This is a genomic window from Pseudarthrobacter leeuwenhoeki (assembly GCF_055412885.1).
Window position 1 is genome coordinate 101,374 of record NZ_JBVAYY010000014.1, and the last position, 16,355, is coordinate 117,728.

At 69.2% G+C, this 16,355-nt stretch carries 19 protein-coding genes; 11 read left to right on the top strand and 8 right to left on the bottom strand.

Features of this window, described 5'->3' with window-relative positions:
- Window positions 1-13: 13 nt before the first annotated feature.
- Window positions 14-841: an ABC transporter permease gene (locus ACZYX4_RS13895; RefSeq protein WP_463876833.1), complete on the top strand. Its 828-nt coding sequence runs from the start codon at window positions 14-16 to the stop codon at window positions 839-841.
- Here ACZYX4_RS13895 and ACZYX4_RS13900 read toward each other — a convergent pair.
- Window positions 838-1,488, bottom strand: coding sequence for a HutD/Ves family protein (locus ACZYX4_RS13900; RefSeq protein WP_463876835.1), 651 nt, complete (start codon window positions 1,486-1,488; stop codon window positions 838-840). The genes ACZYX4_RS13895 and ACZYX4_RS13900 overlap by 4 nt on opposite strands.
- A 200-nt stretch (window positions 1,489-1,688) precedes the next feature.
- Between ACZYX4_RS13900 and ACZYX4_RS13905 the strand changes: the two genes are divergently transcribed.
- The 3 genes from ACZYX4_RS13905 (at window position 1,689) to ACZYX4_RS13915 (ending at window position 3,130) form a co-directional block, all read left to right on the top strand.
- A complete protein-coding gene (locus ACZYX4_RS13905; protein WP_463876837.1) occupies window positions 1,689-2,300 on the top strand; it encodes a phosphoribosylanthranilate isomerase in 612 nt (203 codons plus the stop codon).
- Between the two features lie 28 nt (window positions 2,301-2,328).
- A complete protein-coding gene (locus ACZYX4_RS13910; RefSeq protein ID WP_463876839.1) occupies window positions 2,329-2,478 on the top strand; it encodes a hypothetical protein in 150 nt (49 codons plus the stop codon).
- Window positions 2,479-2,569: 91 nt separating this feature from the next.
- Window positions 2,570-3,130 carry a YceI family protein gene (locus tag ACZYX4_RS13915; protein ID WP_463876841.1) on the top strand — a complete coding sequence of 187 codons (561 nt, stop codon included), beginning with the start codon at window positions 2,570-2,572 and terminating at the stop codon, window positions 3,128-3,130.
- A 5-nt stretch (window positions 3,131-3,135) separates the two neighbouring features.
- Here ACZYX4_RS13915 and ACZYX4_RS13920 read toward each other — a convergent pair whose 3' ends face one another.
- Together ACZYX4_RS13920 and ACZYX4_RS13925 are read right to left on the bottom strand one after the other, a co-directional pair.
- Complete coding sequence (locus tag ACZYX4_RS13920; RefSeq protein ID WP_463876843.1) at window positions 3,136-3,531, bottom strand: hypothetical protein; 396 nt, start codon at window positions 3,529-3,531, stop codon at window positions 3,136-3,138.
- Between the two features lie 25 nt (window positions 3,532-3,556).
- Window positions 3,557-3,715, bottom strand: a complete 159-nt coding sequence (locus ACZYX4_RS13925; protein ID WP_463876845.1) for a hypothetical protein — start codon at window positions 3,713-3,715, stop codon at window positions 3,557-3,559.
- A gap of 132 nt (window positions 3,716-3,847) precedes the next feature.
- Between ACZYX4_RS13925 and ACZYX4_RS13930 the strand changes: the two genes are divergently transcribed.
- Window positions 3,848-4,261 (top strand): YccF domain-containing protein, encoded by a 414-nt coding sequence (locus ACZYX4_RS13930; protein WP_463876847.1) that lies wholly within the window; start codon window positions 3,848-3,850, stop codon window positions 4,259-4,261.
- A 24-nt stretch (window positions 4,262-4,285) separates the two neighbouring features.
- Window positions 4,286-4,798 carry an SRPBCC family protein gene (locus tag ACZYX4_RS13935; RefSeq protein ID WP_463876849.1) on the top strand — a complete coding sequence of 171 codons (513 nt, stop codon included), beginning with the start codon at window positions 4,286-4,288 and terminating at the stop codon, window positions 4,796-4,798.
- 138 nt (window positions 4,799-4,936) lie between these two features.
- Here the strand turns inward: ACZYX4_RS13935 and ACZYX4_RS13940 are convergent, their stop codons facing one another.
- The 3 genes from ACZYX4_RS13940 to ACZYX4_RS13950 form a co-directional block, all read right to left on the bottom strand.
- Window positions 4,937-5,806, bottom strand: coding sequence for a DUF4031 domain-containing protein (locus ACZYX4_RS13940; RefSeq protein ID WP_463876851.1), 870 nt, complete (start codon window positions 5,804-5,806; stop codon window positions 4,937-4,939).
- 31 nt (window positions 5,807-5,837) lie between these two features.
- Window positions 5,838-7,025: an AI-2E family transporter gene (locus ACZYX4_RS13945; protein WP_463876853.1), complete on the bottom strand. Its 1,188-nt coding sequence runs from the start codon at window positions 7,023-7,025 to the stop codon at window positions 5,838-5,840.
- An 89-nt stretch (window positions 7,026-7,114) separates the two neighbouring features.
- Entirely contained in the window at window positions 7,115-8,449 is a 1,335-nt protein-coding gene (locus ACZYX4_RS13950) for an FAD-binding oxidoreductase (RefSeq protein ID WP_463876854.1), read from the bottom strand.
- Window positions 8,450-8,622: 173 nt separating this feature from the next.
- On the opposite strand from ACZYX4_RS13950, the gene ACZYX4_RS13955 reads away from it, so the two are divergent.
- From ACZYX4_RS13955 to ACZYX4_RS13970, 4 genes are read left to right on the top strand one after another with little or no spacing between them, the layout of a single operon-like run.
- Complete coding sequence (locus ACZYX4_RS13955) at window positions 8,623-9,033, top strand: TOBE domain-containing protein (protein ID WP_463876856.1); 411 nt, start codon at window positions 8,623-8,625, stop codon at window positions 9,031-9,033.
- Entirely contained in the window at window positions 9,030-9,800 is a 771-nt protein-coding gene (gene modA / locus ACZYX4_RS13960; protein WP_463876858.1) for a molybdate ABC transporter substrate-binding protein, read from the top strand. The genes ACZYX4_RS13955 and modA overlap by 4 nt, the downstream gene beginning before the upstream one ends.
- A 6-nt stretch (window positions 9,801-9,806) precedes the next feature.
- Window positions 9,807-10,655 (top strand): ABC transporter permease, encoded by an 849-nt coding sequence (locus ACZYX4_RS13965; protein WP_463876860.1) that lies wholly within the window; start codon window positions 9,807-9,809, stop codon window positions 10,653-10,655.
- A complete protein-coding gene (locus ACZYX4_RS13970; protein WP_463876862.1) occupies window positions 10,652-11,701 on the top strand; it encodes a sulfate/molybdate ABC transporter ATP-binding protein in 1,050 nt (349 codons plus the stop codon). Before ACZYX4_RS13965 ends, ACZYX4_RS13970 begins: the two co-directional genes overlap by 4 nt.
- A 46-nt stretch (window positions 11,702-11,747) precedes the next feature.
- On the opposite strand, the gene ACZYX4_RS13975 is transcribed toward ACZYX4_RS13970, so the two are convergent.
- Complete coding sequence (locus ACZYX4_RS13975) at window positions 11,748-12,239, bottom strand: carboxymuconolactone decarboxylase family protein (protein ID WP_463876864.1); 492 nt, start codon at window positions 12,237-12,239, stop codon at window positions 11,748-11,750.
- A gap of 687 nt (window positions 12,240-12,926) precedes the next feature.
- On the opposite strand from ACZYX4_RS13975, the gene clpB reads away from it, so the two are divergent.
- Window positions 12,927-15,596, top strand: coding sequence for an ATP-dependent chaperone ClpB (clpB, locus tag ACZYX4_RS13980; RefSeq protein ID WP_463876866.1), 2,670 nt, complete (start codon window positions 12,927-12,929; stop codon window positions 15,594-15,596).
- Between the two features lie 87 nt (window positions 15,597-15,683).
- On the opposite strand, the gene ACZYX4_RS13985 is transcribed toward clpB, so the two are convergent.
- A partial coding sequence (locus tag ACZYX4_RS13985; protein ID WP_463876868.1) for a septum formation family protein occupies window positions 15,684-16,355 on the bottom strand: 672 nt, incomplete at its 5' end.

The window sequence follows — 16,355 nt, forward strand, 5'->3', positions numbered from 1 at the left end:
CGGCAGGAGCACCATGAGACTCTCCCGAAGCGCCAAAGTCATCCTCGGCGTCGTCACCGCGCTGGTGTTCCTTTTCATCTACCTGCCGCTGCTGCTGGTGGTGGTGAACTCCTTCAACGCGGACCGGACGTTCGGCTGGCCGCCGAAGGGGTTCACCCTGGAGTGGTGGGGGCGGGCCATCGATTCCACCGGCGTCCGCGAGGCCGTGGTTTCCTCGCTCTGGGTGGCGCTGGTCTCGACCATCATTTCGCTGGTGCTGGGGACGCTCCTGGCGCTGGCCCTGCTGCGCTACAAGTTCTTCGGCCGGGACGTCATCAGCCTGCTCGTGATCCTGCCGATCGCGTTGCCCGGCATCGTGACCGGCATCGCCCTGAACAACATGTTCACCACCATTCTGGGTGTCTCGCTGAGCATGTGGACCGTCGTGATCGCGCACGCCACCTTCTGCATGGTGACCGTGTTCAACAACGTCATTGCGCGGCTGCGCCGGATGCACGGCGGCCTGGAGGAGGCGTCCGCGGATCTGGGCGCCGGCGTGTTCACCACGTTCCGGCTGGTCACGTTCCCGCAGCTCCGCTCCGCGCTGCTGGCCGGCGGCCTGCTGGCCTTCGCGCTGAGCTTCGACGAGATCATCGTGACCACGTTCACCATCGGTGCCGGGGACACCACCCTGCCGATCTGGATCCTGCAGAACCTTTTCCGGCCCAACCAGGCGCCGGTGGTCAACGTCGTGGCCGTCGTCCTGATCGTCGTCTCGATCGTGCCGATCTGGCTCGCGCAGCGGCTGTCCGAGGACTCGGTGGGGATCGGCGCCACACGGGTGAAGGTGACCGAGGACTAATCCGCGGCGGGGTCGATCGACACGACGGCCAGGAAACCGCGGCCCAGGATCTCGGGGGTGCCGGTATCGGAACCGACGACGGCGTCATAGCGGGCGAGCGTCGTCGGCTCGTGCCTCTGCGTCCCCGGGGAGCCCGCGGCCGGCTCCCCTCCGGACGGCACGTCCGGATGGTCGCCTGCGGTGCCGGGGGTGACCGCAGCCTGGCCCTGGAGCAGGATCCCGAGCTGGCCCTCGAACACGGGATGCGCCCGCTTCTTGGAGAGTTCGATGATGGAGGTGTAGCCCTTGAACACGCCGTGGCGGGTGATGACGTTCAGGTCGCGGATGTCGCCCGTCGGCAGCGCCCCGGACGCAGCGGCGTCGCCGGAGAAACGGAACGGGCGGTACTTCTCGAGCGGGTGCTCGGCGCCGTCGACGCTCAGCAGCAGCAGTTCGCCCTCCACCACGGTCAGGACGCGGTCCATGCCGGGGTACGCCGGGAAGCCGCCGGCCTTGGACATCTCGGAGATGCTCACCCGCCAGTCCCACCCGGCGGCCGCGGGGCCCTCCGGTGAGGCGGACGCGGGACGGCTGGCCAGTTCGCGGGTCACCCCGCCGCCGTTGCGCCAGGGGTGGGCTTTCAGCTCGGCATAGCGGATGATCTCCATCCCTCCACCCTATCCGCCGGCAGGGAATGTAACCGCGGGGTCCCGGCCGCTGCCAGCAGCGCCGAGGTCCGACTTCGCGCCCATGTTCTGGACAAACATGGGCGCGAAATCTCACCTCGGGGGCAGGTGAGGCGTTGTCTTGCCACGGTCCTTGCTACCGTCGGAGGCAGAAACAAGGTAAACACCGAAGAAGGAGCCGGATGTTCGTCAAGGTATGCGGGCTCAGCACCCCCGAATCGGTCCGGGCCGCGGCGGAGGCCGGGGCGGACGCCGTCGGCTTCGTCCTGACCCGCAGCCCCCGCGAAGTGACGCCGGCGCAGGCACGGGAACTCCTGGCCCACGTCCCGGCAGGCCTCCCCGCCGTCGGCGTCTTCCGGCACGAAGCCGCGGCGGACGCCGTCGCGCTGGCCCGTGAGGCCGGCCTGGGCTGGGTCCAGCTGCACGGCGACCGCACTCCGGCGGACGTGCGTACCGTGCACGACGCCGGGTTCAGGCTCATCCGGGCCGTCACCATGTCCGCCGCGCCCGGGGCGTTCGCTGACTGGGGCGAGGACCTGCTCCTGATCGACGCCGCCGTCCCCGGCTCCGGCGAGGCCTGGGACTACGCTTCGGTCCGCGACAAGGGGCTGGCGGGGCGCAACTGGCTGCTGGCCGGCGGGCTGGATCCCGCCAACGTCGCCGGTGCCGCCTCGCAGGCGGGTGCCTGGGGCGTGGACGTCTCCTCCGGCGTCGAGTCCTCCCGCGGGGTGAAGGACGTGGCCAGAATCCGGGACTTCGTGGCGGCGGCGAAGTCACTGGCCGCGAAACCCTGACCCCCGGAGCCTGAACCCCGCGGCAGGAATGCCGCCGGGCCCTCCCGTGGTGGCCCGCTTCGGGCGAAGCTACGTCGTCGCCCCTGACACCATCGCCGAGGAGCTGGCAGTCGACGCCGCCGGGCGGGGCGCCCAAGGCGCGGCTGTGGCGGCCCCCTCAGGTTCCGCGGAAGGCTAGCCGGGCCGCGGCGCCGTGGCTAGCATGGCTCCTTGGGGGAGTACCCCGACGACCCGGCGGGCCCGTCCCGCCACCTGCGAAGGAGACCGTTGTGACACTGCCCGAAGGTTTGACCCCTGGCGTCTGGACACTGGACATGTCCCACAGCGAAGTCGGCTTCACCGTCCGCCACGCCGGCATCAGCAAGGTCCGGGGCCGCTTCAACGAGGCCACGGCGGAGGCCCATGTCGGTTATTCCCTCGCCGACTCCAGCCTTCATGCCGGCATCAAGACCGCCAGCTTCGACTCCGGCGACGCCAAACGCGACGCCCACGTCCGCGGCGCTGACTTCTTCGACGTCGAAGAGTATCCGGACATGACGTTCCGCGCCACGGGAATCAGGGGCGCCGGCGAGGACTATGTGCTGACCGGCGACCTCACCATCCGCGGCATCACCAAGCCGGTGGACCTGGAAGTCGAGTTCACCGGGATCGCGGTGGACCCGTTCGGCGCCACCCGGGCCGGCTTCAGCGCGGAGGCGGACATCAGCCGCAAGGAATTCGGCCTGACCTGGAACGCCGCGCTTGAGGCCGGCGGCCTGCTGGTCAGCGACAAGGTCAAGATCAATGTCGAGGCGGCCCTGGTGAAGCAGGAGCAGCCGGCAGGGCAGTGAAGCGTTTAGAACAGCAGCAGGACGAAGCCGCCGACCGTGGAAACGATCCCCACCCCGGTGAGGATCCAGCCCAGGACCCAGGCGGCATTGTCCTGCTTTGGCGGGGTGAGTCCCCACCGGGACGGGTGGCAGACGTCGTAGTAGAGTTCGACGTCGGACCCGACCACCAGGCCGTGCGACTCGGCCGCCGGCAACAGGGACCGGTGGTCGACGTCGTGGTGGTCCGTCCAGCTGTAGCCCGTGAACCCGCCGGCGCTGATCACCTGGCCGGTGGTCCCGGCCCACTGGCAATGCCGCCGCCGGGAAATCCAGCCCCACACCAGCAGCGGCAGGCCCAGGACGAAACCCACCCACGTCATGACTTCGAGAATGGGGCCCAGCAGGTCCCCGATGCTCATCATCTGCGCGCGTCCCGGGCGGGCGGCATCAGCGGGTGATGCGCGAGCGGCGCAGGAAGAACATGATGCCGGCCCCCACCAGGACCAGGAGGCCCACGTAGAACAGGAACTGCACGGCCTTCACCGCAAGCCCGACGGCCAGCAGGACGACGGCAACGATCAGGGCAATTTTCAGGAGTGCAGGCATGCTCCCAGTATTGTGCCCTTTCGTGCGTTCGCAAAGCTGCCGACCCGCTTCCCCGGTTCCGGGACACATTTCGGAAAATGTTCAGGGTGAACCCCTAGTCCGGATTGGCCTCCGGCAGGGGAGAATGGAGCCATGAAGACACTGCTCAACATCATCTGGCTGCTCTTTGGCGGACTCTGGCTCTCGCTCGGCTACTTCGTGGCCGGGATCATCTGCTGCCTGCTGATCGTGACCATCCCGTGGGGGCTCGCGTCGTTCCGGATCGCCAACTATGCGCTCTGGCCGTTCGGGCGCACCGTGGTGGACCGTCCGGGTGGCACCGGGGTTTTCTCCCTGCTCGGGAACGTCATCTGGCTGCTCGTCGCGGGCATCTGGATCGCGATCGGCCACGTGGTGACCGCCTTCGCCATGGCCATCACCATCATCGGCATCCCGCTGGCCATCGCCAACCTCAAGCTCATCCCGATCTCGCTGATGCCGCTTGGCAAACAGATCGTCCCGAGTGACAAGCCCTTTGTGACGGCCTATAGCAAGGCCCGCCGCTAACCGTTGTAGAGGAGAAGTCCCGCAATGTCCGAGCACGCCACAGCCGTTCCCGCATCGTCCGGCCCAGGGGAGTCCGCCGCTCCGGCCGAAGACCTGATGCTGGTCATCACCCGCGAATTCCAGGCCCCCATTGCCACAGTGTGGTCCGCCCTGACGGACCCGGACCAGGCAGCGTCCTGGTGGGGGCCCCGCGGGTTCCATGTTCCCCGCGAGAGCATCGACGCGGATCTGGAGATCGGCGGCCTCTACCGCGCCTGCAGGGTCCAGGACAGCACCGGGAAGGCAAACTGGTGGAGCGGCGTCCACACGGACATCGAACCTCCCAATCTGCTGATCTTCACCCATGCCTGGGACAAGCCGGACGGCACCCGCGGGTTTGAGACCGAGGTGACCTTCCAGCTGGAGGAGATCGACGGCGGCACCCGGATGACGTTCTTCCAGGGTCCCTTCGACACGATTGACAACCGCGACCGCCAGGGCATCGGCTGGCGCGAGTCCTTCGACCGGCTCGCCGAGCACCTCCGCCACAGCCCCTGACAGACCAGGCAGGACCAAGCAACACCAAAGCAACGCGGGGTCACTTAGCGCCCATCCTGAGGGGATTTATGGGCGCTAAGTGACCCCGCGTTGTGGTTCTACGGTCCGGAGGGAGGGAGGCTGTATGCAGTGCTCCGCCTACCCGAGCTCTTCCTGCAGGTTCCGCCGCGCCGCGTCCAGCCACAGGTCCCGGCCCCGCGGGGTGTGGAAGAGCGGATCCAGCTGCAGGAGCTGGCGGACGACGGCGGCGCGTCCGGCGGCGAAGTCGTCGTCGCCGATGTGTGCAAAGTCCTGCCGGACGGCGGCACGGTACCGGGCGTAGGCTGCCGGGTCCCCGCCGAGCACGGAGAGGTCGGCGTCGCTAAGCAGGGCGGCGGCCCCGTCGCCCGCCGCGGGCAGGTGGTCGGCCGTCATCCGCACCAGGCGGGCCACCTCGTCCACGTCAGCCGCGGGAAGACCGGCGTGGGCCAGCCGGTCCTCGGCGAGCCGGACCGAGTCCTCCTCGTCCTGGCCCGCGATGCCAAGGTAGACGGCGTCGTGGAACCAGGCGGCGAGCAGCACGGTGCGGGGCGGGCCGGTGGGTCCGGTGAGAAGGTCCAGGGCCTCCAGGACGGCCAGCAGGTGCGTGCGGCCGTGGTACTTCCGGTGCTCCTCGCCCCAGCGGTCCAGCAGGTCCAGGAAGAGCGCGTCGTGGCCGGGCAACACGGCATTCCAGCGCGTCAGCAGGGGCAGCTTGAGTGAGCTGCTGCGCCGCCGGGCCGGGATCCGCAGGCCGCTGGCGATCAGTTTGCGGACCAGGACGCGGCCCTCCACCGGCACCGCTCCGGAGGCCACGAGAGCGCTGTAGCGGACCTCGGCGACGTCGTAATGGTCGCCGTCGAACGCCCTGTCCGGAATGCCGGCCGCCGCCGCGAAGGCGTGCAGTTCCTCCAGCGAGGTGTCCGAGATCAGGTGCGAGAAATGTGTTCCGTGCGCCGGCCAGAGCGGAGGGTCCAGATAAATGGCCATGGGGGAAGTCTAATCCCGCCGCGGATCAGCCCTAACTGGCGTCAGCAGCCGCGGTGTCGGACTGCCGCTCCTCCTGGGTGTGCGCATGAACCGGTTTGGAGCGCACACCTTCGCCCTTTTCATTCAGCCGGGTCTCGTGTTCGGCTTCCGCGATGTCCCCGGGAGTGACGTCGCCTCCTGAGTTCCACGCCTTGATCGCTGCCCAGGCCACCGCCACAAGGGGGACGGCAAGGATCGCGCCGACGATGCCGGCGAGGATGGTGCCGGCCGTGAGGGCCAGCAGGATGACGAGGGCGTGGACGTTCAGCGCCTGGCCCATCACCACGGGCTGCAGGAAGTTGCCCTCCAGCTGTTGGACGACGATCACGACAATGATGACGACCAGGGCCGCGAACGGACCGTTGGCGACCAGCGCGACAAGCGCCGCGAGGATACCGGCCAGGGTGGCGCCGATCAGCGGGATGAAGGCTCCGATGAAGGTCAGCGCGGCGAGCGGCAGCGCGAGCGGCACGCCCATGATCACCAGGGCGAGGCCAATGAAGAACGCGTCCACGAAGGCCACGATGGAAGTTCCGCGCACATAGCCGCCGAGCACGTTGAGGCTCCGGTCCCCGGCGCGGCGTGCCTTGACCAGCTTCTCGCCCTTGAACGCCCGCAGCACAAACGCCCAGATGCTCTCGCCGTCCTTCAGGAAGAAGAACAGGATCACCGCCATGAGCACTGCGCCGGTGATGAAGTTGCCGGCCGCGCTGAGTCCGGAGATGGCGCCCGCGCCGACGGTGCTGCTGGTGGCGAAGTCGATGGCGGCGTCGCGCGCCTGCTGGATCTGCTGGTCATCGATGGGGATGGGGCCCGTGCGGATGAAGTCGTAGACCCGGTCGAAGCCCTCCGTGGCCTTGCTGGCCAGTTCGTCCGCCTGGCTCATGACGGCGAAGACGATGCCGGTGATGACGGCACCGAACGCGAGCAGGAGTGCCACGAACGAGAAAGTGGTGGCGGCGGTGCTGGGCCAGCCGCGGCGGCGCAGCCAGTGGACCAGGGGCGCGATGGCGGAGGCAAGGATCAGGGCGAGCAGTGCCGGAATCACCACGAGCCGCACCTGGATCAGGGCGTAGACCACCACCACTGTCAGGACCAGCAACAGGAGCACCTGCGCGGTCCTGATGCTGGCGCGGCCCAGGCTGTCGCTCCAGGGTGTTGTCTTAACCGGACTGCCCATGCTGCTTTGTCTCCCACTATCGGATGGTCACGTTACTTACCAACCGTCTCACAGCCGGAGCTCCAAGCCCGGTGGGACTGGCCCGTTGATCAGGAAGTGGCGGGCCGGATGTTCTGGTTTCCGCGGAAGGTGTTCTCCGGATCGAACTCCCGTTTCACCAGGGCCAGCCGGTTGTAGTTCTCCTCGCCGAAGGCTGCCCGGACCCGTTCCTGACCCTCGTCGCCGATGAAGTTCAGCCACACGCCCCCGGTCGCATAAGGCGCGATGTCCTCCCGGAACCTCTTGGCCCAGGCCTTCGCCTCCTGCCCGCCCTGCGGGGTTTCGCCCAGGCCGAAGGGGTGGGTCACCCAGCTGGCGTTCCGGTTCAGCAGCGGGGTCGCCGCTGCGGCCGGGCCGCCCACCGCCCCACCCCAGTGGGGCACCAGCATCTGGGAACTCGGCCCCGGCAGTTGGCGGGCGGAATCGATGATGACGTCGAGGGCGGCATCGGAAAGTTCATTGTGGTAGTCCGCGCTCCAGTAGTTGTACTTGCCCGGCGGATCGTCCAGCGAGCACTGGAAGTCGGCGTAGCCAGTGTCCTCCAGGAGGTCCACGGCGGGTCCCAGCGCGCGGTAGGGCTTGGCGTGTTCGGCACCTTCCGCAGCATCCCCGGCGTAAGCGTAGACGACGCCGACCGCCATATTGCCGACCATCTCCGGAGGCACGAACGGTTCGGGCGGCGCAGTGAGGTAGGCGATGGTGGCGCATTCCTCGTCCGGTGCCGCGAGTGCCAGTTCGCGGTAGCCCCGGCTGATTTCATCCGCCGCGTCGCCCGGCCACAGCATCAGGCCCGCGTGGACCGTCGGGCCGAGCTGGTGCAGCCGGAAGGTGAAGGACGTGGCGACGCCGAAATTCCCGCCGCCGCCATGCAGCGCCCAGAACAGCTCGGGGTTCTCCGCTGCGCTGGCGGTGACCTGTTCCCCGGCCGCGGTCACCAGGTCCACGGAAAGGAGGTCGTCGCAGGCAAAGCCGAAGGCCCGCTCCAGCCAGCCCGAGCCGCCGCCGAGCGTGAAGCCGGCCAGGCCCGTGGTGGAGACGCGGCCGCCGGTGAGGGCGAGGCCATGCTGCTGGGTGGCCCGGTCGAATTCACCGCACGTCAGTCCGGCCCCGGCTCTGACCGTGCGGGCCTCCGGGTCCACACTGACGGACTTCATGGGCCGTACATCGACCACCAGGCCGCCGTCGTTCAGTGACATGCCGGCCACGGAATGACCGCCGGCGCGGACGGCGACGGCCAGGCCGCTCTCCCTGGCGTATTTCAGCGCTTCGGCGACGTCGGCCGGGGTGCTGCAGGGGGCGATCACCGCCGGGCGGCGGTCGATCATGGCGTTGAACAGAGTCCGGGACTCGTCATAGCCCGGGTCAACAGGTGTAATCCACTTCACGGCGGTGCTCCTAGGCGACCGCGGCTCCACCCCTCCGGTAAATTTTAAGTCCGGTGGCAGCGCCGGCGCTAGAGGACGCAGTTGCCGGAAGGCCCATGACCGCCGTCCTGCCCGTTTCGTTTTTGCGGACCATTATCAGCCTCTACTCCGCAGATGCGGACTAGAGTGTCCCTATGCCTAATATCCGAGTGTCCGAGGCGGCCCGTTTGCTGGGTGTCAGCGATGACACCATCCGGCGCTGGACCGAGAACGGCAGCCTGACCCCGCTCAAGGACGACGCCGGCCGGCTCTCCGTCGACGGGCTGGAACTCGCGCGGCTCGCCCGGGAGCAGGCCCAGCTGCCGGCTGACCCGGCCAAAGCGGGCAGCTCGGCCCGCAACCGCTTCGTCGGCCTCGTCACGGCCATCACCGCCGATACCGTCATGGCGCAGGTGGAACTGCAGTGCGGGCCGTTCCGGGTGGTGTCCCTGATGAGCAGCGAGGCCGTGCGGGAGCTTGGCCTGGAGCTCGGTTCGGTTGCGACCGCCGTCGTCAAGGCCACCACCGTGATCATCGAAACGCCCAAGGGCAAAGGCGTTCTATGAGGGCCGCTCTGAGGGCCGCCGCCGTGCTGGTGGCGGGAGCCGGCGCCGCCGGGCTGCCGGGCTGCGCCGCACCAGCCGGGACCGGGGGCGCCTGCGCCACCGTCACTGTCTTTGCCGCGGCTTCCCTCAGGGCCCCGTTCACGGCGCTCGCCGAGCAGTTCGAGGCCGCGAACCCGGGAACCACCGTGACCCTCAGCTTCGCAGGGTCCTCCGACCTCGCCACCCAGATCAGCCAGGGGGCCCCGGCGGACGTCTTCGCCTCCGCCGATGCCAACACCATGGCCACACTCAGCGGCGCGGGACTGGTGGACGGATCGCCCAGGGACTTCGCGAGCAACGTGCTGACCATCGCCGTGCCGCCGGGGAACCCCGCGTCCATCGCCTCCTTTGCGGATCTCGCGAGGCCCGGCGTGACGACTGTCATCTGCGCGCCGCAGGTCCCCTGCGGCGCGGCCGCGAAGACTCTCGAGCGGGACACCGGCATCACACTGACGCCGGTCAGCGAGGAGTCGTCCGTGACCGATGTCCTGGGCAAAGTCAGCGCCGGAGAGGCCGATGCGGGTCTGGTCTACGTCACCGACGTTCAGGCCGCGAAGGACAAGGTGCAGGAAATCCCCTTCCCCGCGTCGGCCCGGGCCGTGAACACGTATCCGATCGCCGCGGTGCGGACCAGTAAGAACAAGGACCTCGCGGCCGCTTTCATCGGGACAGTCATGGGCCCGGACGGCCAGCAGCTCCTCCGCGGCGCCGGCTTCGGAACCCCCTAGGTTCGCATGAAACGCCGGAGGGACAGCACTTACAACGGGATTCCGCGCTGGGTCGCGGCCATGGCCGCCGTCGGGGCGCTGCTGGTGCTGTTGCCGCTCGCGGCCATGCTGGGCCGGGTCAACTGGCCGCAGTTCATCCCGCTCATCACCTCGGACTCCTCGCTCACCGCCCTCGGGCTCAGCCTCCGCACGGCCGCCGCGAGCACGGTGCTGTGTGTGCTGTTCGGGGTCCCGCTCGCGCTCGTGCTGGCCCGCGGCGACTTCCCGGGCCAGCGGCTGCTGCGTTCCTTCGTCCTGCTGCCGCTCGTGCTGCCCCCTGTGGTGGGCGGCATCGCGCTGCTTTATGCCTTCGGACGCCAGGGCCTCCTGGGGCGGAGCCTGGAGATCGCCGGCATCCAGATCGCGTTCACGACGACGGCGGTGGTGCTCGCCCAGACCTTCGTGGCCTTGCCGTTCCTCGTGGTCAGCCTCGAGGGCGCCCTCCGGTCGGCCGGCAGCCGGTACGAGGCCATAGCCGCGACCCTCGGCGCGCGCCCCACCACCGTGCTGCGCCGGGTCACCCTGCCGCTGGTCCTGCCCGGGCTCGCATCCGGGGCCGTGCTCTCCTTCGCCAGAAGCCTGGGCGAATTCGGTGCCACCCTCACCTTCGCCGGCAGCCTGCAGGGCGTCACCCGCACGCTGCCGCTGGAAATCTACCTGCAGCGAGAGACCGACGCCGATGCCGCCGTCGCGTTGTCCCTGCTGCTGGTCGTGGTGGCGGTCATCGTCGTCGGGCTCTCCTACCGGGGACCGGCGCCTGCGGGGTCCCGCGGCAGGACGGTCCGCAACGGCATCCCGGGGCGGGTGGCCTCATGACGTTCACTTTCGACGCCGTCCTCGCCGCCCGCCGCTTTGAGGTGTCGCTGAGCCTGGCGCCGGGCGAGACGGTTGCCGTGCTCGGCCCGAACGGGGCCGGGAAATCGACCCTGCTCGCCGTGATCGCCGGGCTGCTCCGCCCGGACACCGGCCGGTCCGCAGTGAACGGCAGGGTGCTGTTCGAGCTTGGCGCAGGCGTGCACACCTGGACCGCGCCGCACCGCCGCGGAACCGCCCTGCTGGCCCAGGACCCCCTGCTGTTTCCGCATCTGAGTGCCCTCGAAAACGTCGCCTTCGGGCCGCGGAGCGCGGGGGTTCCCAAGCGGGAAGCCCGGGAAACCGCCCGGCACTGGCTGGCAGAGGTCGACGGCGCCGACCTCGCCGGCCGCCGGCCCGGGGAACTCTCCGGCGGGCAGGCCCAGCGTGTGGCGGCGGCCCGTGCCCTGGCTGTGAATCCGGAGGTACTGCTGCTGGATGAGCCCCTCTCCGCCCTGGACATCCACGCGGCACCGCTGCTGCGGCGGCTGCTCAAGCGGGTGCTGGCCGGGCGGCGTGCCATCATCGTTACCCACGACGTCCTGGACGCCTACATGCTCGCGGACCGGGTGATCGTGATGGAGCAGGGCCGGATCACCGAGGACGGGCCCACCCGTGACGTCCTGCGGCGGCCGCGCAGCCGCTTCGCCGCGGGGCTGGCCGGGCTGAACCTGGTGGCCGGGACCGTGACGTCCGCGGGGATCCGGTCCGCCGGGGGCCTTGAGTTCGCGGGCCAGTATGATGCGCCGCTCGTGCCCGGGCAGGCCGGTGTGGCGGCGTTTCCGCCGTCGGCCGTGTCGGTGTTCCTGAGCGAGGCACACGGCAGCCCGCGGAATTCGTTCCGCGTCACGGTCACGGACCTGGAGCCGCACGGGGACCAGATCCGGGTCCGCGCCGGCGAACTGTCCGCGGACGTGACCCCTGCGGCCTCCGCGGACCTCGGCCTGGCTCCCGGCCTTGAGGTTTATTTCGTGGTCAAAGCCGCGGCGGTATCGATCTACCCGGCGTGACGGCGCGGGTGGTTGTCCGCGGCTGGAAGCGGCCGGCGGTGGCCGGTTACCCGCGGCCCTTGCGGACAGGGTGCTGGCTGACGATTGACACCCGGTTGAAGGCGTTCATGGCGATCACCAGCCAGCTGATGGCGGAGAACTCCCCGTCTGTGAGGTGTTTCCGGGCGGCAGCGCCCTCGTGCTCACGGGTGCCGGCGTCGGAGATGTTGGTGATGGCCTCGGCCAGGGTCAGGGCGGCGCGTTCCTTCTCGGTGAAGAGGTCCGTGTCCCGCCAGGCCGGGAGGACGGCCAGACGCTGGGTGGATTCGCCGTTGTTCACCGCGTCGCCCACGTGCAGGTCCAGGCAAAACGCGCAGCCGTTGATCTGCGAGATACGGACGTTCAACAGCTCGACCAGCGTCCGGTCCAGGCCGGCCTCATCCGCAGCCTCCTTGGCTTTCAGGCCCAGTCCGTTGAGGGCCCGCCAAGCGGCAGGGTGCTCCTTGTCCAGGAAAACGGATCGGGTGGTGTGGTGCTTCGTTGCCGCTGTCTCATCCATGGACAAAGACTACCCACGGGAAACTCCAGAAATGTACGTGACAGGTTTGTCATAGGTGTGACAAGATGTATGAGCAGTCAAATCCCCACGTGGGAGCGGTTCCCTCGACCGTTCCGCGGAGCCGGTCCGCCGACATCGGACCAGCATCCATCATCGACGGTCGGCTCCTTGGGGGGCCGGCCGTCGAATGGGTTTAATGGGGGCTTGGGCTGCTCGGCTGCGGGGGTCCGGGCCGCGGACGTGTCGAGGCGGACGCCGCCGGCGCGCGGGACATGTCCATTCCTGCGGTCCAAGCCTTGGGGACATGTCCATTCTCCGGCCCCGGGATTGGGCATATCGGGAGTATGTCCAGCGGCCCGCCCGCGCGGAGGGCATGCCCACTCGCGCGGTCCATTCGCGCGGTCCAATTCTTGGGGACATGTCCAGTCCCGGGCCCGGGGAGCGGGCATATGGGGATTATGTCCAGTGGCCCGCCCGCGCGGAGGGCATGCCCCCCCGCGCGGTCCGTTCGCGCGGTCCAACTCTTGGGGGCATGTCCCCCCGGGAGTGAAGCGGGCGCCCCGCGGGGACTCCGGCCCTAGACAGCAGTTCCGCCGTCGGCAAACATGGAGCAAAAAGGGACTCCATGCAAAGTTGAGCGGAGTAGACTCAACTTTAATATCAGCATGTTCCCGGAAGGAGCTCTCTTTGGACGCCAAATTCACCACCAAGAGCCAGGAGGCGCTTGCGGCAGCCGCCATGAATGCCTCGACGGCGGGCAACCCCCAGCTCGAACCCGCCCACCTGCTCAAGGCGCTGATGGACCAGCGTGAGGGTGTGGCCGTGGCGCTCCTCCGCGCCACCGGCACGGACCCGGATTCCGTCAGCGTTCAGGCCAGCACCGCGATCAAGGCCCTTCCCTCGACTTCCGGCAGCTCAGTGCAGCAGCCTCAGCTGTCCCGCACCGCCCTGCAGGCCATCAAAAATGCCCAGAGCGAGGCCGAGCGCCTCGGCGACACGTTCGTGTCCACCGAGCACCTGCTGCTGGGGCTCGCATCCGGAAGTGACGCCGTCGGCAAGCTGATGCGCGACGCCGGCGCCTCCCACGAGGCCCTGCTCGCAGCCCTCCCGGGTGTCCGCGGCGACCGCAAGGTGGACACCGCCGACCCCGAAAACACCTTCCAGGCCCTGGAGAAGTACGGCACCGACCTCACCGCGATTGCCCGCTCCGGCAAGCTGGACCCGGTGATCGGCCGCGACGCCGAGATCCGCCGCATCATCCAGGTGCTGAGCCGCCGCACCAAGAACAACCCTGTCATCATCGGCGAACCCGGCGTCGGGAAGACCGCCGTCGTCGAAGGCCTCGCCCAGCGGATCGTCGCCGGCGACGTGCCCGAAAGCCTGCGCGGGAAGACCCTGATCGCCCTGGACCTCGCGTCCATGGTGGCCGGCGCCAAGTACCGCGGCGAATTCGAGGAACGCCTCAAGGCCGTACTGGAGGAAATCAAGGGCTCTGAGGGTCAGATCGTCACCTTCATCGACGAGATCCACACCGTGGTGGGGGCAGGCGCATCCGGGGACAGCTCCATGGACGCCGGCAACATGCTCAAGCCCATGCTGGCCCGCGGCGAGCTGCGGCTGATCGGCGCCACCACGCTGGACGAGTTCCGCGAAAACATCGAGAAGGACCCCGCGCTGGAACGCCGCTTCCAGCAGGTCTTCGTCGGGGAGCCGAGCGTGGAGGACACCATCGGCATCCTGCGCGGACTCAAGGAGCGCTATGAGGCGCACCACAAGGTTGCCATCGCCGACTCCGCCCTCGTCGCCGCCGCCACACTCTCCAACCGCTACATCTCCGGCCGCCAGCTCCCGGACAAGGCGATCGACCTCGTCGACGAGGCCGCATCCCGGCTGCGGATGGAAATCGATTCCGCCCCGGAGGAGATCGACCAGCTGCGCCGCCAGGTGGACCGCCTGACCATGGAGGAACTGGCGCTGGCCAACGAGACCGATCCGGCGTCGGTGGAGCGGCTGGCAGCGATCCGGGCGGACATGGCGGACAAGAAGGAAGAGCTCGCCGGGCTGAACGCCCGCTGGGAAGCCGAGAAGGCGGGCCTGAACCGCGTCGGCGACCTCAAGGCCCGGATCGACGAACTGCGTTCCGCCGCCGAGAAGTTCCAGCGCGAGGGCGACCTCGAGGCCGCCTCCCGGATCCTCTACGGCGAACTTCCCGCCCTGGAGCGGGAACTCAACGAAGCCGCCGAAGCGGAGTCGGCCCGGGTGGCCGGCGGCGGGGCCAAGCACGAACTGATGGTGGCCGAAGAGGTCACCGCCGACGACATCGCCGAGGTGATCTCCGCCTGGACCGGCATCCCCGCCGGCCGCATGCTGCAGGGCGAGAGCCAGAAGCTGCTCGAGATGGAGCACGTGCTCGGCGAGCGGCTCATCGGCCAGACCAAGGCCGTCACCGCGGTCTCTGACGCCGTCCGCCGGGCCCGGGCCGGAGTCAGCGACCCCAACCGGCCCACCGGCTCCTTCCTGTTCCTCGGCCCCACGGGCGTCGGCAAGACCGAGCTGGCGAAGGCCCTGGCCGATTTCCTGTTCGACGACGAACGCGCCATGGTGCGGATTGACATGTCCGAATACTCGGAGAAGCACTCCGTGGCCCGGCTCGTCGGGGCGCCCCCCGGCTATGTGGGCTACGAGGAAGGCGGCCAGCTGACCGAGGCCGTCCGCCGCCGCCCGTACTCCGTGCTGCTGCTGGACGAGGTGGAAAAAGCCCACCCCGAGGTGTTCGACATCCTCCTTCAGGTGCTCGACGACGGCCGGCTCACCGACGGCCAGGGCCGCACCGTGGACTTCCGCAACGTGATCCTGGTGCTGACGTCCAACCTCGGCAGCCAGTTCCTGGTCGACCCGGCCCTGAATGCCAATGCCAAGCGCGAGGCCGTCATGGCCACGGTGCACGCCTCCTTCAAGCCCGAGTTCCTGAACAGGCTCGATGAAGTGGTGCTGTTCGACCCGCTGAGCGTCGAGGAGCTGTCCCGGATCGTGGAGCTGCAGGTCAAGGAACTCGGCGAACGCCTCAAGGGCCGCCGGCTCAACCTGGAAGTGACCGAGGGGGCCCGCGCCTGGCTTGCGGTGACCGGCTTCGACCCGGCCTACGGTGCGCGGCCGCTGCGCCGCCTGGTTCAGCGCGAGATCGGCGACCGGCTGGCCAAGGCCATCCTGGCCGGCGACATCGCGGACGGCGACACCGTGCTGGTGGACACCGCCCCGGACCTCACCGAGCTGACCATGGGCGGCGTCGACGCGTCGGAGCGGGCCGACGGCGGTGCCTCCGCCGGCAGCGGGCTCTCCGTCCGCCGCAAGGACTAACGCAGCACCAGAAAAGAACTGCCAGCCGGAGCGTGCTCCGGCTGGCAGTTCTTTTGCGCAGACCCCTGCCGGGGCCGGTGGAACCCTTTAGGGGACCAGCGATTCCATGATGACGTTGCCGGCATCCGCGGTCACGTAGCAGTCCACGCGGCGGTCGCCGTTGTCCCAGCTCGAGGAGCTCGGGTAGGCGTTGCGCTGCAGCAGGCTGTAGGTGGTGGCGGCAGCGGCCAACTGCGCATTGCGGCACGTCTCGCGGCCTTTGTCCTTCAGCGCGGTCAGGCCGGGATAGGCGTCCGGTGCCTGATAGAGATGGATGGCGATCAGCTGGGCCGAGTGTCCCGTGGTGCAGTCCACAATGGTGGACTGCGTCGCCTCCGGATCGAAATCCCTGAAACAGTCGCCGAGCTGGAAGTCCAGCGGGCCGACCCCCTCCAGCGGCAGCGGTCCCCGGCTCACAGGGGCGGCCGGCGTCGCGGCGGCCGTCGGGGCAGAATCGGCGGCAGCCTGCTTGCTGCCGCCGCCCAGCGAAGTCAGCCCCCAGATCAGCAGGCCCATGACGACGACGGCGGCGGCCACGGCGGCGCCGATGCGCGCGGAACTTTGACGGCGGGCCCAGCCTCCCAGCTGGAATGCTGTGTCCGAAGCGGCCTTTCCGGCCCCGGCCAGAGCTGTGGTCGCCGCGGCGGCGGTCCTGGCCCCGGCGGCGCGCGCGGCCCCCGGGGCGCGCAGCGCGCGGCGGGAGAGCGGTTGCCCGGCGTC

Coding starts and splice junctions, on each gene's coding strand:
- ACZYX4_RS13895 (WP_463876833.1), top strand. CDS start 14: ATGAGACTCTCCCGAAGCGCCAAAGTCATCCTCGGCGTCGTCACCGCG.
- ACZYX4_RS13910 (WP_463876839.1), top strand. CDS start 2,329: ATGCCGCCGGGCCCTCCCGTGGTGGCCCGCTTCGGGCGAAGCTACGTC.
- ACZYX4_RS13975 (WP_463876864.1), bottom strand. CDS start 12,239: ATGGATGAGACAGCGGCAACGAAGCACCACACCACCCGATCCGTTTTC.
- modA (WP_463876858.1), top strand. CDS start 9,030: ATGAGGGCCGCTCTGAGGGCCGCCGCCGTGCTGGTGGCGGGAGCCGGC.
- ACZYX4_RS13935 (WP_463876849.1), top strand. CDS start 4,286: ATGTCCGAGCACGCCACAGCCGTTCCCGCATCGTCCGGCCCAGGGGAG.
- ACZYX4_RS13930 (WP_463876847.1), top strand. CDS start 3,848: ATGAAGACACTGCTCAACATCATCTGGCTGCTCTTTGGCGGACTCTGG.
- ACZYX4_RS13945 (WP_463876853.1), bottom strand. CDS start 7,025: ATGGGCAGTCCGGTTAAGACAACACCCTGGAGCGACAGCCTGGGCCGC.
- ACZYX4_RS13965 (WP_463876860.1), top strand. CDS start 9,807: ATGAAACGCCGGAGGGACAGCACTTACAACGGGATTCCGCGCTGGGTC.
- ACZYX4_RS13905 (WP_463876837.1), top strand. CDS start 1,689: ATGTTCGTCAAGGTATGCGGGCTCAGCACCCCCGAATCGGTCCGGGCC.
- ACZYX4_RS13955 (WP_463876856.1), top strand. CDS start 8,623: ATGCCTAATATCCGAGTGTCCGAGGCGGCCCGTTTGCTGGGTGTCAGC.
- ACZYX4_RS13970 (WP_463876862.1), top strand. CDS start 10,652: ATGACGTTCACTTTCGACGCCGTCCTCGCCGCCCGCCGCTTTGAGGTG.
- ACZYX4_RS13925 (WP_463876845.1), bottom strand. CDS start 3,715: ATGCCTGCACTCCTGAAAATTGCCCTGATCGTTGCCGTCGTCCTGCTG.
- ACZYX4_RS13900 (WP_463876835.1), bottom strand. CDS start 1,488: ATGGAGATCATCCGCTATGCCGAGCTGAAAGCCCACCCCTGGCGCAAC.
- ACZYX4_RS13940 (WP_463876851.1), bottom strand. CDS start 5,806: ATGGCCATTTATCTGGACCCTCCGCTCTGGCCGGCGCACGGAACACAT.
- ACZYX4_RS13920 (WP_463876843.1), bottom strand. CDS start 3,531: ATGATGAGCATCGGGGACCTGCTGGGCCCCATTCTCGAAGTCATGACG.